Annotated in this window: 15 protein-coding genes and 1 tRNA gene; 8 read left to right on the forward strand and 8 right to left on the reverse strand. The window is 60.5% G+C overall.

The genetic code is table 11. The features are described 5' to 3' along the window. Nucleotides 1-239: 239 nt before the first annotated feature. Nucleotides 240-599, forward strand: a complete 360-nt coding sequence (locus AAGW05_RS16805; protein WP_411805709.1) for a hypothetical protein — start codon at nucleotides 240-242, stop codon at nucleotides 597-599. 926 nt (nucleotides 600-1525) lie between these two features. Beyond that, complete coding sequence (locus tag AAGW05_RS16810) at nucleotides 1526-2914, forward strand: FAD-binding oxidoreductase (RefSeq protein WP_411805745.1); 1389 nt, start codon at nucleotides 1526-1528, stop codon at nucleotides 2912-2914. A 99-nt stretch (nucleotides 2915-3013) separates the two neighbouring features. Here AAGW05_RS16810 and AAGW05_RS16815 read toward each other — a convergent pair whose 3' ends face one another. The 4 genes from AAGW05_RS16815 to AAGW05_RS16830 form a co-directional block, all read right to left on the reverse strand. After that, nucleotides 3014-4378 carry a DUF4032 domain-containing protein gene (locus AAGW05_RS16815; RefSeq protein WP_411805710.1) on the reverse strand — a complete coding sequence of 455 codons (1365 nt, stop codon included), beginning with the start codon at nucleotides 4376-4378 and terminating at the stop codon, nucleotides 3014-3016. Nucleotides 4379-4497: 119 nt separating this feature from the next. Further along, nucleotides 4498-5598: an ABC transporter ATP-binding protein gene (locus AAGW05_RS16820; protein ID WP_411805711.1), complete on the reverse strand. Its 1101-nt coding sequence runs from the start codon at nucleotides 5596-5598 to the stop codon at nucleotides 4498-4500. A gap of 143 nt (nucleotides 5599-5741) precedes the next feature. After that, entirely contained in the window at nucleotides 5742-6521 is a 780-nt protein-coding gene (gene otsB, locus AAGW05_RS16825) for a trehalose-phosphatase (protein ID WP_411805712.1), read from the reverse strand. After that, entirely contained in the window at nucleotides 6518-7966 is a 1449-nt protein-coding gene (locus AAGW05_RS16830; protein WP_411805746.1) for a trehalose-6-phosphate synthase, read from the reverse strand. Before AAGW05_RS16830 ends, otsB begins: the two co-directional genes overlap by 4 nt. 231 nt (nucleotides 7967-8197) lie before the next feature. On the opposite strand from AAGW05_RS16830, the gene AAGW05_RS16835 reads away from it, so the two are divergent. Next, nucleotides 8198-9079: a DsbA family protein gene (locus AAGW05_RS16835; RefSeq protein ID WP_411805713.1), complete on the forward strand. Its 882-nt coding sequence runs from the start codon at nucleotides 8198-8200 to the stop codon at nucleotides 9077-9079. Nucleotides 9080-9259: 180 nt separating this feature from the next. Beyond that, nucleotides 9260-9333 (forward strand) — tRNA-Thr (locus AAGW05_RS16840). A 105-nt stretch (nucleotides 9334-9438) separates the two neighbouring features. On the opposite strand, the gene AAGW05_RS16845 is transcribed toward AAGW05_RS16840, so the two are convergent. Continuing rightward, nucleotides 9439-10737, reverse strand: coding sequence for a tyrosine-type recombinase/integrase (locus AAGW05_RS16845; RefSeq protein ID WP_411805714.1), 1299 nt, complete (start codon nucleotides 10735-10737; stop codon nucleotides 9439-9441). A gap of 3 nt (nucleotides 10738-10740) precedes the next feature. Then, nucleotides 10741-10977: a helix-turn-helix domain-containing protein gene (locus AAGW05_RS16850; RefSeq protein ID WP_411805715.1), complete on the reverse strand. Its 237-nt coding sequence runs from the start codon at nucleotides 10975-10977 to the stop codon at nucleotides 10741-10743. A gap of 246 nt (nucleotides 10978-11223) precedes the next feature. On the opposite strand from AAGW05_RS16850, the gene AAGW05_RS16855 reads away from it, so the two are divergent. Next, a complete protein-coding gene (locus AAGW05_RS16855; protein WP_411805716.1) occupies nucleotides 11224-11715 on the forward strand; it encodes a GNAT family N-acetyltransferase in 492 nt (163 codons plus the stop codon). A gap of 230 nt (nucleotides 11716-11945) precedes the next feature. Here AAGW05_RS16855 and AAGW05_RS16860 read toward each other — a convergent pair whose 3' ends face one another. Beyond that, nucleotides 11946-12206 (reverse strand): helix-turn-helix domain-containing protein, encoded by a 261-nt coding sequence (locus AAGW05_RS16860; RefSeq protein ID WP_411805717.1) that lies wholly within the window; start codon nucleotides 12204-12206, stop codon nucleotides 11946-11948. 547 nt (nucleotides 12207-12753) lie between these two features. Between AAGW05_RS16860 and AAGW05_RS16865 the strand changes: the two genes are divergently transcribed. Together AAGW05_RS16865 and AAGW05_RS16870 are read left to right on the forward strand one after the other, a co-directional pair. Continuing rightward, entirely contained in the window at nucleotides 12754-13104 is a 351-nt protein-coding gene (locus AAGW05_RS16865) for a hypothetical protein (RefSeq protein WP_411805718.1), read from the forward strand. Between the two features lie 20 nt (nucleotides 13105-13124). Next, the gene (locus tag AAGW05_RS16870; RefSeq protein ID WP_411805719.1) at nucleotides 13125-13631 is read left to right on the forward strand and encodes a helix-turn-helix domain-containing protein; all 507 of its coding nucleotides are present in this window, start codon (nucleotides 13125-13127) and stop codon (nucleotides 13629-13631) included. On the opposite strand, the gene AAGW05_RS16875 is transcribed toward AAGW05_RS16870, so the two are convergent. After that, nucleotides 13585-13908 (reverse strand): ArsR/SmtB family transcription factor, encoded by a 324-nt coding sequence (locus AAGW05_RS16875; RefSeq protein ID WP_411805720.1) that lies wholly within the window; start codon nucleotides 13906-13908, stop codon nucleotides 13585-13587. The two genes, AAGW05_RS16870 and AAGW05_RS16875, sit on opposite strands and share 47 nt — an antisense overlap. Before the next feature lie 246 nt (nucleotides 13909-14154). Here AAGW05_RS16875 and AAGW05_RS16880 point away from each other — a divergent pair, with 246 nt between their 5' ends. Next, complete coding sequence (locus AAGW05_RS16880; RefSeq protein ID WP_411805721.1) at nucleotides 14155-15084, forward strand: sigma factor; 930 nt, start codon at nucleotides 14155-14157, stop codon at nucleotides 15082-15084. The last annotated feature ends 7 nt before the right edge of the window (nucleotides 15085-15091 follow it).

Raw genomic sequence — 15091 nt, forward strand, 5'->3', positions numbered from 1 at the left:
CACGGCCGCCCCCTTCCGGGGCGGCCACAGCTGTTTAACCACCCAAACCGACATCGGCGTAACAAGTGCCGGGGTGCGGGAGTCTCGAACCAGCCGATAAATGTGGGCGGGTCGGTTGCAATTGCGAAGAGTTGGATTATGGAAGCATTGTTGCCACATCATGCTGGATCCTCGCTGTATGTGCAGGCGAGCGGCGCGCTGGGGGAACGCTGCACGCTGCTATTGCGTATACCCAGCGAATGGGACACCCCTTCAAGGTGTGGGTGCTCAGCGCCCAGGACGCCGAAACCCGCTACGACGAGGCCGCGGCAATCGGCGGCACCGACGGTTGGACATGGTGGGAAGCAACCATGCAGCACGTCAACCCCGTTGCCCTTTACCGGTTCGTCATCGAGGTTGCAGGAACGGACCAGGACGGCCCCGCCTACTGGCACCTGAACAACGCTGGCCTCCATAACCGGGACACCTCCAACTACATGCGACTTCAGGGTGCCCACAGCCAAGGATGCGCCCTCGTGGTCACGGGATGCGGTCATGAGCCAGGTCTTCCCGGACAGGTTTTCATGGTCGGCGAAGGTTGCCGGGCGGCCAACCCCTGATTCGGCCCTCGCATGCAGTTGGGACACCCCCTTAGAGGGTAGGGGCCCGACGCGGCGCGCCAATTCTACGGCGGCCGCTCCAACGACCGCCAGGACGCCTCCACATTTCACCCCGTTGACCCTCTTCTGGGTGGTGACCAGGCGCTGATCGACCTGGTCGAAGCAGGTCAAGCGCGAGGCATGAAGGTCATGGCAACCTCACCTCCAACCACACCGGCGGCGCCTACGAGTGGTTCAAGCGTGCCCAATTAAACTGCCATAATCAGTCAAAACTCGTCTGGGCATCCGAGGCACTGCGTTAAGCGTTCGTCACTGGCGAGGACTCCGTCGTAGCGCATGCTCGAGATCAGCCCGCACACGCAGCTATTGGGCGAGGAGACCTCCGACGCCGGCGCCGACGTTGATAGTTTGTCTGGCAGGGTGCCATGACCTACTCCAATTTCACCCGCCCCATGTGGCAGTCGCTGGGCAATCCCAGTGCGCGCGTCGACTTTTTCGGCACCCCGCTGCCGGGCCCCAACAAGGTGGCCGCCGACGTCGTGCTTGCCGCCCGCAGGGACCTCACCAGCGCCTTCAGCTGGCCGGTGCGCAACGCGACCATGAACGCGCTGAACACCCATGACACCGCCCGCGCCGCGAGAGTCATGAATCCCGGCGGGCCGGTCGTGGCGACCTCGCGCACGCCGATCCAGTGGGACGAGCCCGGGCGCATCGTCACCGACCTGCGTGCGTCGTATGCGGCGCTCACCCGGTTCAGGAACGACAGCCCCGCCGTGGCGCATGGCGGCTGGGATGCCCTGCAGGTGGCTCGGGCAGTCAGCACCGCCGCAGTGGGAAGTACGACGTCGGAACGTGCCTTGGCAGTGCTTCCGTCTCCTAGACTTGGGGGAGCAAACAGTGGTGTTGACGGAAGGGTCTGCAAGGACATGGCGGTACAGGAAATTCATTTGAACGCGGACTTCACCGGGGAATTGCACAAGTCATTGCGTGGGGATCAATTCAGCGTTGCCCCTGCAGACCTGCAGACGTATGCCATCGACCAAGGCCCCGTCAGCGACTACCAGGAACCGCTGGCCGTGGTGTGGGCTGAAAGCATTGCCGACGTGCAGACAGTGGTCCGCGCGGCGGCTGCCCACAACGTTCCGCTGGTGACCCGTGGTGCCGGAACAGGTGTGTCCGGCGGCGCCCACGCCACGCGTGGTTCAGTTGTTCTCAACCTGACCCGGATGAACAGGATCCTTGAGATCAACGCGGCTGATGAGATCGCCCGGGTTGAACCGGGTGTCATCAACGGCGACTTGAACACGGCCGTTGCAGAACACGGCCTGATGTTCGCGCCGGATCCGGCTAGCTTCAAGATCTCCACCGTGGGCGGGAACATCGCAACGAACGCCGGCGGCCTGCGCTGCGCCAAGTACGGTGTCACCCGCGACGCCGTGCTGGCACTGGATGTCGTCATGGCCGACGGATCACTGATCCACACCGGCCACAGGACGTTCAAGGGCGTGGCCGGCTATGACCTGACCAGCCTGTTCGTGGGCTCAGAGGGCACCCTTGGCATTGTTGTGGGCGCAACCGTACGGCTGAAGTACCTGCCGACAATCGTTCGCACCTTGGCTGTCTTCTTCCCCGACGTGCAGTCGGCCGCCGCCGGTGTACTGGCCCTGGGCAAGGCGCGTGTGCAGCCCTGCATCCTGGAATTGCTGGATGGGGCGTCGCTGCATGAGCTTGATTTTCACAATGGCAGCAACCTCGCAAGCAGAGGAACCGCCCTGCTGCTGATCCAGTTCGACGGCCTGGCCGCCGAGCAGGAGGAAACCGTGGCTGCCACAGCGCTGGAGGGGCTTGGCGGCGTCGCCAGCCGGGAGGATCCGGCAGAGGCGCAGCGCCTGGTGGACCTGCGGCGCAACAACCGCGGCCTGGACGTGGATGCGGAGAACCGGGTGGGAGAGGACGTTGCAGTGCCTCGCTCACAGCTGGTCCACTACATCACCGCACTGGCGGAAATGGCTGTCCGCCACGGCGTGGACCTGCAGGTGATCGCCCACGCGGGAGACGGAAATCTGCACCCCACCTTCTCGGTCCCGACCTTTGAACCGGCCCGCATTGCGGCGTTGAATGCTGCCCTTGACGAGTCCATCGACAAAGCGCTTGAGCTCGGCGGTACCATCACCGGTGAACACGGCATCGGCCAGTACAAGCTGCGCTGGCTGCCATTGGAACAGGCTAGCCAGGTCTTGGAGATCCAGCGGAACATCAAGGCGCTGTTCGACCCGCAGGGAATCTTGAACCCGGGCAAGGCCATCGCCGCCTAATCAAACGCTCCCGCAGAATCGGTGCTTAAATACCAAACGCTCCCTCAGCAATGTGAGGGAGCGTTCGGCCTTTAACAGCAGAATGTAACCGAGCGTTGGCTATTCGAAGTCGGCGTCGGGGAGGACCCCGCCTTCGAGCATCTTGATGGTCTCCGTGTCGGTGCTGAGCATGATGGCGTCCTCATCACGGCGGTAGCGCAGGATGTCATCAATGTAGGATTGCACGGCCTCGGCGAGCGGGATGTTGCGCTCCTCTTCCTGGGAGCGGTACCAGCGGTGTTCCAACACCTCGTGGACAACTTCGGCGGGCTCGAGCTTGCCGCCCAGTTCGCGGGGGATCGCACGCACGATCGGCTCGAAGATGGAGCTGACCCAGTTGTGGGCACTGATCTCCTCATCCAGGTTGGTGCCTGAATCGGCTCTGAACGTGTCCATGTCGTTGAGCAGGCGCCGGGCCTGGTTTTCCTGGGCGTCAAGGCCCGTCAGGCGCCACAGGCGGCGCTGGTGGTGTCCGGCGTCGACCACCTTTGGCTGGAGCTGGATGGTGGTGCCGTCGGGGGTGGTCTTGATGGCGTACTCCTCGACATCGAAGCCCAGCTCGTTCAGGCGGCGGATGCGGGCACCCACGCGCCAGCGGTCCTCCAGCTCGAAGGATTCCTTCTCGGTCAGCTCGGCCCAGAGGCGGCGGTAACTTTCCATGATGAGCTCGCTGGTGGCCACGGGGTCCACCTTTTCCTCAATCAGCCCGCCCTCGAGCAGGTCCATGAGCTCACCGGCAATGTTGACGCGGGCAATCTCGAGGTCGTACTCTCGCTGGCCCGTGGAAAGGTCGGGGTAGAGCTCGCCGGTTTCGGCGTCCACAAGGTAGGCGGCGAAGGCGCCGGCGTCGCGGCGGAACAACGTGTTGGACAGGGAGACGTCGCCCCAGTAAAAGCCGACGAGGTGCAGGCGCACAAGCAGCAGCGCCTGGGCGTCGATGAGGCGGGTCAGGGTGTCGCGGCGCAGCTTCTGGGAGAACAGTGCGCGGTACGGCATGGAGAACTTCAAATGCCGGGTGACAAGCACGGGATCCAGAGGGGCGCCGGTGGTGGTTGTGCGGCCGGTGATGACGGCAACAGGCTCGACGCACGGCACATCGAGGCGGGCCAGCTTGCGCAGCATGTGGTACTCGTGCCGGGCCACGTGCTCGGAAGTTTCCTTGATGGCGATGACCGAACCATCAAGGTGGGCAAAGCGGACCACGTGGCGGGAGATGCCGCGGGGTAGGGCAGCAAGGTTGGCCGCCGGCCACTCCTCAAGCTTGATGTGCCATGGCAGGTCCAACAGCCCTGGGTCTGCGGCTGCGGCCGTGATGTTCAACGATCCCATCACGGGCGCCGGCGGAGCACTTTGCCTGGGCAGCTTACCGATCTGGTCAAAGTCAGTGGGCTCGTGATTCCACCTGGCGCCTGGTTGCTCAGTCATAACTAGATTCTCTCTTAAAGGGCCGAGGCGCACCTGCCTGTTGGACAAATCCAACAGGCAGCCGCGCCTCAATAAAACAGCTGTGCCAAAACGATTAACTCACGCCCGGGGGCTGTGGTTTAGTCGCGGACGATAGCCTTGTCGCCCAAGCGTGCGCCCGAGGTTGCGTCGAACAGGTGGACGTGGCCGACCTGCGGGCGGACGTGGATGGTGTCACCCTTCATCGGTGGGCGGCGACCGTCGACACGGACAACCATGTCGCGCTCGTTGCCGTCGATGATGGCGTGGCCGTATACGTAAGCATCGGCACCGAGCTCTTCGACGACGTCGGCCTCAACAGCCAGTCCCTCACCGTTGCCAACCACCTCGAGGTCTTCGGGACGGACACCAACGGTGACGGTGTGGCCTACGGCTGCACCCAAGACGGCGCTCGGTACGGGGTAAATTGATCCACCGAACTTCACACCAGCATCAACAACGGGCAATTCCAGCAGGTTCATGGCGGGTGAGCCGATGAAGCCTGCAACGAAGACGTTCTGGGGCGCATCGTAGAGGTTGCGCGGGGTGTCAACCTGCATGAGCAAGCCATCCTTGAGGACTGCAACGCGGTCACCCATGGTCATGGCCTCTACCTGGTCGTGGGTCACGTAAACGGTAGTGACGCCCAGACGGCGGGTCAGGGATGCGATCTGCGTACGAGTCTGCACGCGGAGCTTGGCATCCAGGTTGGAGAGGGGCTCATCCATGAGGAAGACCTGCGGGTTACGCACGATGGCGCGGCCCATGGCAACACGCTGACGCTGGCCACCGGAGAGTGCCTTCGGCTTGCGGTCAAGGTATGCCTCGAGGTCAAGGAGCTTGGCCGCTTCCAGGACGCGCTTGGCGCGCTCCTCCTTGGGGATGCCGGCGATCTTCAGGGCGAAGCCCATGTTATCTGCAACGGACATGTGCGGGTACAGCGCGTAGTTCTGGAAAACCATCGCGATGTCGCGGTCCTTCGGCGGAACGTCAGTGACGTCGCGGTCGCCGATGAGGATGCGGCCAGCGTTGACATCTTCCAGGCCGGCGAGCATGCGCAGTGAGGTGGACTTGCCACAACCGGAAGGACCAACCAGAACGAGGAATTCGCCGTCGGCGATGTCGATGTTCAGCTTGTCAACGGCGGGCTTGGTGGTGCCCGGGTAAATGCGAGTTGCGTTATCAAAAGTTACTGTAGCCACAGTGATAAATCCCTTCATCGGCAGGTACGTGCCGAACGATCCTTTGTGAATGGTTTGTTTCCTGCACCAGGCCGCAGATGATCAAGACAGCTGCGGGGCTGATATATGAAGTATGACACATTTCCGCCATGACCGCCGTCACGTTATCCGCCCAGGTGTGCCGTGCGTGCCTCCACCAACAGCTCCAGGACGGCCGGCAGCGCATCGGGTGAGGGGATGCGAAATGCGGCATGGCTCTCGCCCCGACCCACCTTGATGCCGAGGTCACCGGGAAGCAACGCGGCAAAGGCGTGCTCGTCCGTCACGTCATCCCCGGCGAACACAGTGGCGGTGGCGTGGCTGAACTGCCGCAGCGCGGTCAGGCTTTCGCCCTTGTTGGCGTTGAGCACCGAAATTTCCAGCACCATCTTCCCCGTGGTGATGTGGAAGCGGGGATCCCCCGACAGCGCGTCATTGACAAGTTCCACGGCGGCCTTTGCGTCCTGATTCTCCGCCAGCCTGTAGTGAAGCACGACGCCGGCGGGCTTGTTTTCGGCAACAGTTCCCCCAAAGCGTGTGGTCGCCAGGGAGACGGCTGCACGGGCCACTTCCAGCGCGGCCGCCTGTTCCGTCGTGAGTTCGAGAGCGGGGGAGGCCGGTCCCCACCATGTTTCAGCCCCGTGGCTGCCCACCAACAGAGTCGGTGCCGGAGGGGCGGCGACCGCACGCAAACTGGCCAACGCGCGCCCCGAGACGAGCGCCGTCGTCGTACGTTCAAGGGAGGAGAGGGCAGCGAGGGCTGCCGCAGAGCGGGGGAGCGGGCGGGCATCCTCGGCGCGGTCGACGATCGGGGCCATGGTGCCGTCGAAGTCCAGCGCGACAAGCAGCCGCGGAGTGGTGGCGATGCGCCGGATCCCCGACTCGAGCGCGGCGGGCGCTGTCACTGCTGTACGGCCTCGTGTTGGAGGGTGGTCAGGAATTCCTCGCTCCAGCGCTGGACGTCGTGCGTGATGACTTGACGGCGCATGGCGCGCATGCGGCGACCGGATTCGGCGGGGGACATGTTCACGGCGCGCATGATGGCGGCCTTGAGCCCGTCGATGTCGTGCGGGTTGATCAGGAGGGCGGACTTGAGTTGGTCGGCCGCGCCGGTAAACTCGCTCAGGACCAGGGCGCCGGTGTTGTCGCCGCGGGCCGCAACGTATTCCTTGGCGACGAGGTTCATGCCGTCGCGTAGGGAGGTGACGAGCATGACGTCGGCGGCAAGGTAGAGTGCGACCATTTCCTCCACAGGGTAGCTGTGGTGGAGGTAGCGGACGGCGGTGTTTAGCAGGGTGTCGAACTGCCCGTTGATGCGCCCGACCATGCCGTCGACCTCCTCGCGGAGCAGTCGGTATGACTCCACGCGCTCCCGGCTGGGGCTGGCCACCTGGATTAGCGAGGCGTCCTCAACTTTGAGGGACTCTTCGGTCAGCAGTTCGCCGTAGGCCTTCAGGCGGTGGGTGATGCCCTTGGTGTAGTCGAGCCTGTCCACGCCGAGAAGGATGGTTTTGGGGTTGCCGAGGTCTTCGCGGATCTGCCGGGAGCGGGCGATCACATCCGGCCTGACGGCAAGCTCCTGGATTTGGCTGGCGTCGATGGAGATGGGGAAGGGGGCGGCGCGGGAAATGTGGGCGACGTTGCCGTCCTGGTCCTTGAACTGGACCTGGCCGGCCTTGACGCCGGCGCCAACAAAACGGCGGGCCGAGCGCAGGAAGTTGGCTGAGTCGCTCGCGCGCTGGAAACCGATCAGGTCGGCGTCGAGCAGGCCGGAGATGATTTCCCGGCGCCAGGGGAGCTGGGCGAAGATCTCCGGGGGAGGGAAGGGGATGTGGTTGAAAAAGCCGATGCGCAGGTCGGGGCGGAGCTGGCGCAGGAAGCGGGGCACGAGCTGCAGTTGGTAATCCTGCACCCAGACAGTGGCATTCGGTGCGGCGGCGTCTGCGGCGGCCTGTGCGAAGCGCCTGTTGACGGTGCGGTACGCGTCCCACCAGGTACGGTGGAATTCCGGCGGGGCAATGACGTCGTGGTACAGCGGCCAGAGGGTTGAATTGGAGAACCCCTCATAGAAGAGCTCAACCTCGTCCGCCGACAGGGCGACGGGCAGAAGGTCCATGCCTTCGTGGTGGAAGGGGGCAAGTTCCTCGTCGGGGGCGCCATGCCAACCCACCCACGCGCCGTCGCGCGTTGCCATGACGGGGGCCAACGCGGTGACGAGGCCTCCGGGGGAGCGTCTCCATCCGTCGTCGGACTCGTCAAGGGGGACCCTATCAACAGGCAGCCGGTTTGAGACAACGATGAACTCTGAGCCGTCGGGGTTGAGGGTGGACTTGTTGATCGATTCTTCCATCACGTGCAACTCCCATGGGTAGTACTCGGGTTTGTGCCAGCTTAGCCTGAGGGGCCGCTTTTGCCCGGTGGCTGAACTAATTGCCCTATGGGTGACGTAATGGAGGGCGGGCAGCAGGTTGCGGGGGTTCTCCAAGGTTTCTCACCTAAGATGATGAAGAACTAGCCGGTGCACGGCCCTTTTTCACGCCCAAAGACTTGAGGAACTATGAGCCCTAAAAACGATCCGCGGATGACCAATGCAGAGCGCACGGCGCAGGCCCGCGAAAAGGCAAAGATTATTCGCGATGCCCAGTTGAAAAAGGAAAAGCGCAATAGCTGGCTGATCCGGGGAGGCGTTTTGGCGGCAGCCGTGGCGATTATCGTCATTATTGCCCTCGTGGTCATTAACACGAACAAGGCCAATGAGCCTGTGGCGGGGTCGGGCCCGGTGCCAGCCAACGCCAACTCTTTCGGCGGCGTGACTGTGGGCAAGGACGGGGCCATTGTTGCCCCGACTGCGACCGGAAAAACGGTGGACATCAATTCTGCGCCGCCCATGCCCACCGCGCAAGCCACGGCCGTGGCGGATCCCTCCGCCATTGGTATCAAAGCCGCCGGATCCGGTCAACCAGCACAGGTAGTAATCTTCCTAGACTTCATGTGCCCGGCCTGTAACGGGTTTGAAAAGAATTACGGCCCGGCACTGGACACCTTGCGCAACGATGGAAAGATCACCGTTGAATACCGCGCTCTACCGTTCCTGGACCGCTTCTCTTCCGGCACCAACTACTCATCACGTTCTGCAGCTGCAGCGGCGTGCGTGGTAGATAAGTCCCCGGAAAAATACAAGGCTTTTGTCGATTCCCTATATGCAAACCAGCCCGCAGAAAATAGCAAGGGTTTGGATAATGCCAAGCTCCAGCAGCTGGCCACGGAGGCTGGTGCTGCCGATATCAGCAGCTGCGTCAGCAATAAGACCTTCCGTCCTTTCGTCGCCTTCAGCGGTGCCTTGGCTGGAGGTTCTGGTGTTAACGCCACACCGACCGTGTTTGTTGATGGTCAGCAGTGGATGCCCGAAAAAGTCCAGAAGTTCGATGAATTCCTGAAGACCGTGCTGGACGCCAAGAAGTAGGTTTCTTGGTTGTCCCGGTCTCGGCGGGGCACGGTGGTATAGCGGGCGCTCGCAGGCCCAGGCCCTAGCCCTTCCATGCAAATAATGACCGGCTCTCCAATGCGTTCTTGAGGCATAGGGGAGCCGGTTTTTTGTTTTCGGAAGTCCTACGGTAGCCTTATCTAGCGCTTGATTGCGTTTGCCTCCTTAGCTCAGCTGGCCAGAGCACCGCTCTTGTAAAGCGGGGGTCATCAGTTCGAATCTGATAGGGGGCCCAAAAAGCCCGGATTTACAGGGATTTTGGATGTGAGAATGGCCCCGAAAGGGGCCATTTTCAATTTAACTCACCCTTAACTCATCCTTTTGGGCCACCCCTTTCATTAGTTCGTGTCTTTTGCGGTTGTATCTGGATGGTCTTCTGGTGGTTCCGGGACGTCCGTTTGGGGAGCCTGTTCAGCCCTCGAAGGAGAAGCCTGCACGTCTGCTGGAGACGTTTGTCCAGGCTTTTCCGGTGGCTTGAAAGCGTCAATGACGGCTCTAGTGTCCAGCGCCTCACGGAGTTCCTCAATGTAGTGTTCTTGGGTCATTGAGACTTTGGAATGCCCGGCTTGGTAGGCGGCTGCCTCGGGACCCATAGCCCTGGCTATGAGGGTTGCATTGGCCTTCCGGAAAGTCTTCAGCGTGACCCAGTCATAGCCAATCGAATCCGAAACGATCCTCCAGAGCTTGCCGACGTTGTTGGCGTCCAGCAAGGTACCGGTGGCGGACGGGAAAATTAGGCTCATCAGGTTGGGCACATCTGATTCCGTTTGGCGACGACGGCGTTCACGAAGCTGCGCCACAAGGAAGTCCGGAACCGTGAGGTGCCGAACACCGTGCCTGGTCTTGGGGTGGTCCTGGATCCTGACTCCGCCGGCCGTGGTTCTGATGACGGTGGTGTGGACGAAGATGGTGGGCGGGTTGGCATCCAGGTTGAGGTCGTCCCACTTCAGCGAGAAGAGTTCACCTGGGCGAACACCCAACGCGACGATGGCGTCCACTATTTCGTGTAGTTCCTGTGAGCGCGGTCGGCCGAGTGTCGGTGTTCGTTCCCAGCTGATCACTTTTTCCCGCAGATCCTGATACTGAGCTGCATCCAGGGCATGAGGCTTTGCCGTATGGGGTCGAGGAATCGATACCCCGATGACAGGGTTTACGGTGACGGCATCGTGACGCAGGGCAACCTTGAACATCCAGGAGAGCACTGCGCCGCAAGTCCTAGCAGTGGACGGCCCCGAGTCTTCAACAACTGAGCGAATGAAATGGTCAACAAGACCGGAGGTGGCCTCGCCAACTCTGATCGATCCGAGCTTGGGGGCGATGTGTCTCTTCACCATGTAGGCGTATTTGTCCTTGGTGCGATCAGCCCTGTCGGAGGCCTCGAGCTCCACGATAAAAACCTCGATGAGTTGGTTGATCCTGCTCCTGGACGTCACCAGTCCAAAGCGCGGTGTCTTTCGCTCGGCAAGCTTTTGCCGTAGGTTGCGGCGCGCTGCAGCGCCCGAGGGGCCGCGAGCTTCCACCAATCGCACTTTGCCGTCCATGTCGCGGTACTTGGTGCGCGCACGCCAAGACCCGGCCGAGGTGAGGGTGACGTGGATGTTGCCCCACGAACCGAGTGGGAGCGGTTCCCTGGACATCTGTCAGCCTTCCGCTTGAAACCACTTGGGGTCAGAGCGGAGCTCCAGCCAAGACTCGAGGTCCGCACGACTGACGCGCACATGCCGCCCGACTTTATAGGCGTGGGGACCGAGGCCCTGGTACCGCCACGTGTAAAAGGTTGCGAGAGGGATCTGCATTTCACGGCAGATGTCCGTGGGCGAGAGCCATTCCAGTACCGTTTCAGGTGCTTTAATGACGGGCAGTTCCTGCTTGTCCATGATGTCCTCCATAGGTTCTGGATACTTCTACCTACTTCATGGCGTTTCAGTCGATTAACTACATGACCCGATGCGACAACAGCCTTCCAAGCAAGTGTTCTGTGTGAGCTGATGCCACGCGTGTATAGGCGTCTGGGTCAAGCACGTGAGAGATCCATGTCAAACGATTGCCATCGCTGGATCAGGGTCCAGCCGAAGTCCTGCCAATTGCGAAAAATTGCCTGCCAACTGCTGGATACTTGAGGAATGGAAATTCGAGAGGCAACGCGGGCCGATTATCCAGACATTGGACTGCTCATAATGGAGTGGGCACCCGAAGCAGGCAACGGCTATATCCACAGAAAAAAGCCCGTCTCTGATCGTGAGTTCGTTGCGGAAGAGGCTGGGGTGATACTGGGGTGGGTCTCAGGTATGCACACCTCTAGCGCATGGGCAATGGTGGCAGAATGCGAAAATCAACCTGAAGGTTGGAAGTGTTCGTTCATCGTGAGGATGTTCGTTGCACAAAGTTCCAGAGACTCTGGAGTTGGCGAAAGACTGCTTGAGGCATTCATTGCCGACGCTCGGAAGTGGAACAATAACCTGGTGCTCTTGCATATGGATGAGACAGGAGACGCGGAACGGCTTCGACGCTTCTATGTTGAACGCAAGTTCTGTTTCATGGATCCTTCTCAAGAGTACGCAGGAAGGGACCCCTGGATACTTGGGCGCGTTCTTGGCCGTTCAAATATGAACTGATTGGGCTTGGCCAGCCTCCTACAGTCAGCACTGCGCTGGTCCGACGGCTAAGGATCCGAACATACTGGTGCAAGCCAAGCTGGCTGCAGCCCTTCGGAATGTCACCCTCCAGGCGCGAAATGCGGTCAAACGAGCCATTCCTGGCAATGAGTACCTCGCCACAAGATACGCGGACAATCGGATGCTAATACCGCCACTTAGTAAATGGCGAAATACGACGGACGATACTGCTAGTGTCCGAATCCTGGGCTGTCGTCGCGGCTCTGCGCTTTGCCGAATCTTTCGGCATGGTTCGACAGCCACTCTTCGAATTCGGCGCGGTCGATCCTGAGTAGCTTTCCGAATCTGTATGCCGGGGGCGCCACGTGACGGGCTCGCCACTGGTAGAAGGTTTGCTTCGGGATTCGCAGTTCATCGCATACTTCTTGCGGTGACAGCCAGCGGCTGATGTCATGCGACGTTGTGGATTCTGGAGTGGGGTCGACAGTCATGGCGGGATCTCCTTTGCATTGGTGAACTCTTCGACGCGATGGCCTAGAGGCAGTCTTTGCTGTTCATGGGAAATCGACCGAAATACAACGTCGGTGAATTCTAATCTTCTGCGGCTCCCATTTCGCGCGCTGCGACGGCGAGTGCTTCTTGCAACTCCCTGATATTCACGGTGAATCGGTTCGGAAGAAATCCTGAAGTTGGAAGTGAGTGGCTGACAATCCGGGATCGCTGCAGATCCCACAACTGCCGGCGAACGAGGCTGGGCCGCACCGATAAGGTTCGGCTGATACTACGCACGTCGAGCGGGTAACTGGTATTCAAAAGGCGCAATAACCTGATGTTCGCTGGTGTGAACAGCAGTCGCGACATGTCAGGAACCATCCTCGGCCACCTCCCTCGGCAGGTGAGATCTTTTGTACATGTCCAAATGATTACTTTACTCCTCGATGCATTCACGTCGGAATAGGTTCGGCCAACTGTTGACAAACGAATGGAATCCCTCACAGATTTGGGAGGGGAGCTAGGGCCGAGCCAGGGGTGCGCAACATGTTCGAACATCCACAAATTGCAGCCTTTCGCCAGGCTGAAGACCTACTCAGGGACGAACGTTATTGGGCACGTCACGAGAACGAAGAGCTGGAGCTTCTGAGGACGTTCACGTCCTTGATAACGGACGTTTCATATCATCTGGATGCGATGCAGGTGCTGGTCCTGGCAGGTCTTGCGGCCTACGATCGCGCCGCGGGGACGTATGAATGTATTGGTCACGGCAGCGCCGAATTGCTAGTGATGACGGTGTTGTATGGCGCAATTGAACGATTTCTTGCGACGGGCACGACAGCGCGAAATACTGGTGTCAGGCGTATGTGCCTGACAGTAGGATTTTCCGCCCGCTAGCTGACGAGCAGGAGCAAGACTTGACTGATGATCGTGGTGATTCGAACGTCGAGGCATCGACCCAGTTCGTTCTCGCGCGCCGGCTAAACCTCTTGCTTGACGTTGTCATCGCCGAGCGGGGAACTCCCCTGACCTTTCTGGAACTGCAACAGAAGTTGGCCGATCGGGGTGTAAACCTCTCTCGGGCTCGCTGGTCATACATGAAGGACGGAACTGACCGCCTGGTTTCGGACCCGAAATTGCTGACTGCTATCAGCGACGTATTTGGAGTCGACCCTGCTTACTTGCTCAGTGACGAGGAATCGGAGCTCCCCGAACAGATCGACTCACGGCTTGAATTCCTTAAAGCCTTGAGAGCCGCCAAAGTAAAGTCCTTCGCCGCACGGGCACTGGGTGAGGTTTCGCCTGAAACTTTGCGCGCCATCACTGAGTTCCTTAATAACGACATCAAACTACACCAACCCACTATCGACTCAGATGCTATTGATCAAGAAGATAGCGGCGATGGGCAGCCATCAGCTCCCTGATCCGCGCCTTGTTCGTCGAATATCGAGGAGCACGTCCGTGTCGCTGACCGGGTTCACGGTCGGCCGTAATGACGCCTGCTTCTTCCAAGATAATGAGGTGCTTGGCAACACTCGGCGCTTCCGAACTGACTGCCGCAACGATGTCGCCCCTGGTGGCAGGTGAATGGTGCGCTAAGTAGCGCAAGATCTCGTTGCGTGCTCTGTTGCCGAAGGTGGCAACGGCAGCTTCGATCTCAGGGGACCAGTCGGCGTCGGCCGGTTGCGTAATGTGCGGCATGCCACCATTCTGCCCCAATGATATCCACAAGTGAACAGAACTATGTTGACAATAACTAAGTTCGCTCTGAGACTGGATAGATAACAACATGCCGGGGCGGCCGCCAGATATTCATCGTGCTGCTTCTGAGCTGGGAGACCAGTTCGCTTTCCCCGCCGCCTCAGTGCGAGCCGCGGAAAGCACCACCAACGGCGCCAGTCGCGACGCCGCTCGTCGACAATCACTAAGCGCACGAGAACGGTGAAGATGATGGGCATCAAGTCCAGCGAATCACAGCCACAATTCCGAATCACCAGCATTGACGTCGCACTGGAACGCCCGCCGGTTCCGGACATTCCCATTGATCAGCTCATGACGGCGGTTGAGCACGTTCGACCTTTTGTGAGGTCACGCCTGTTGCGCATCGGACACGTCGACGACGTCGATGACGTCATGCAGGATGTCCGCGTCGCTGCCTGGGAAGGGCTGGTCAAACAGCGCTACCGCCAATTGCCGGGAATCACATTTGGCGCTTGGGTGCAGGGGATCGCCGTGCACTTATGTGCCGATCACATCCGCCGGACTCTCGCTCATCCGTGGATGCCGCTGAATGCTGAACCCGAGGTTTCACCCGCAGCGCCGGTTGACTTTGCAGCGGCGGAGAGCGGTGAACGCGTTGCCGAGCATGAATGGGTGGTTGAGGTTCTGACCGCCGTACGCGAGCATGTGGCGGCTGAGACATGGGACTTGGCGGTGGAGTGCCTTACGTCGCCTCGCGAACGCCATGTTGGGCACAAGTCGGGGTGGGATGAGAGGAAGCGTTGGCAGGCTGTCACGATTCTCCGCCAGACAGCCATGACTGTCCGCGCCGCCATGGACGTGGAACCGGCGACGCTCTGCGATACGGAAACAGTGATCGCAACTGCTGTTTGCTGCTTGCCAACGGTCCTGTTGCAGGTTGTTGCAGAACGATTGGTGCTGACGGGAGTTCGAGGAGCAGACCGGGCGGCCAAGATCGCTGAGCTTTCAGGGGAGACAGGACTCAGGGAAAACTACCTTGAGGGCCGTATCTGCTACGCGCACAATCTCTATGTCGCAGCCTTGGACGTGCTGGAGCGCGCGGCGCACCCACTGAGCACACCTCACCCAACAGATTCCAACAAACTGGCAGGGATTGGCGCTCAGCGCATGTCGTAATTCGGTG

This window comes from Arthrobacter sp. LAPM80 (assembly GCF_046736435.1).
GTDB lineage: Bacteria > Actinomycetota > Actinomycetes > Actinomycetales > Micrococcaceae > Specibacter.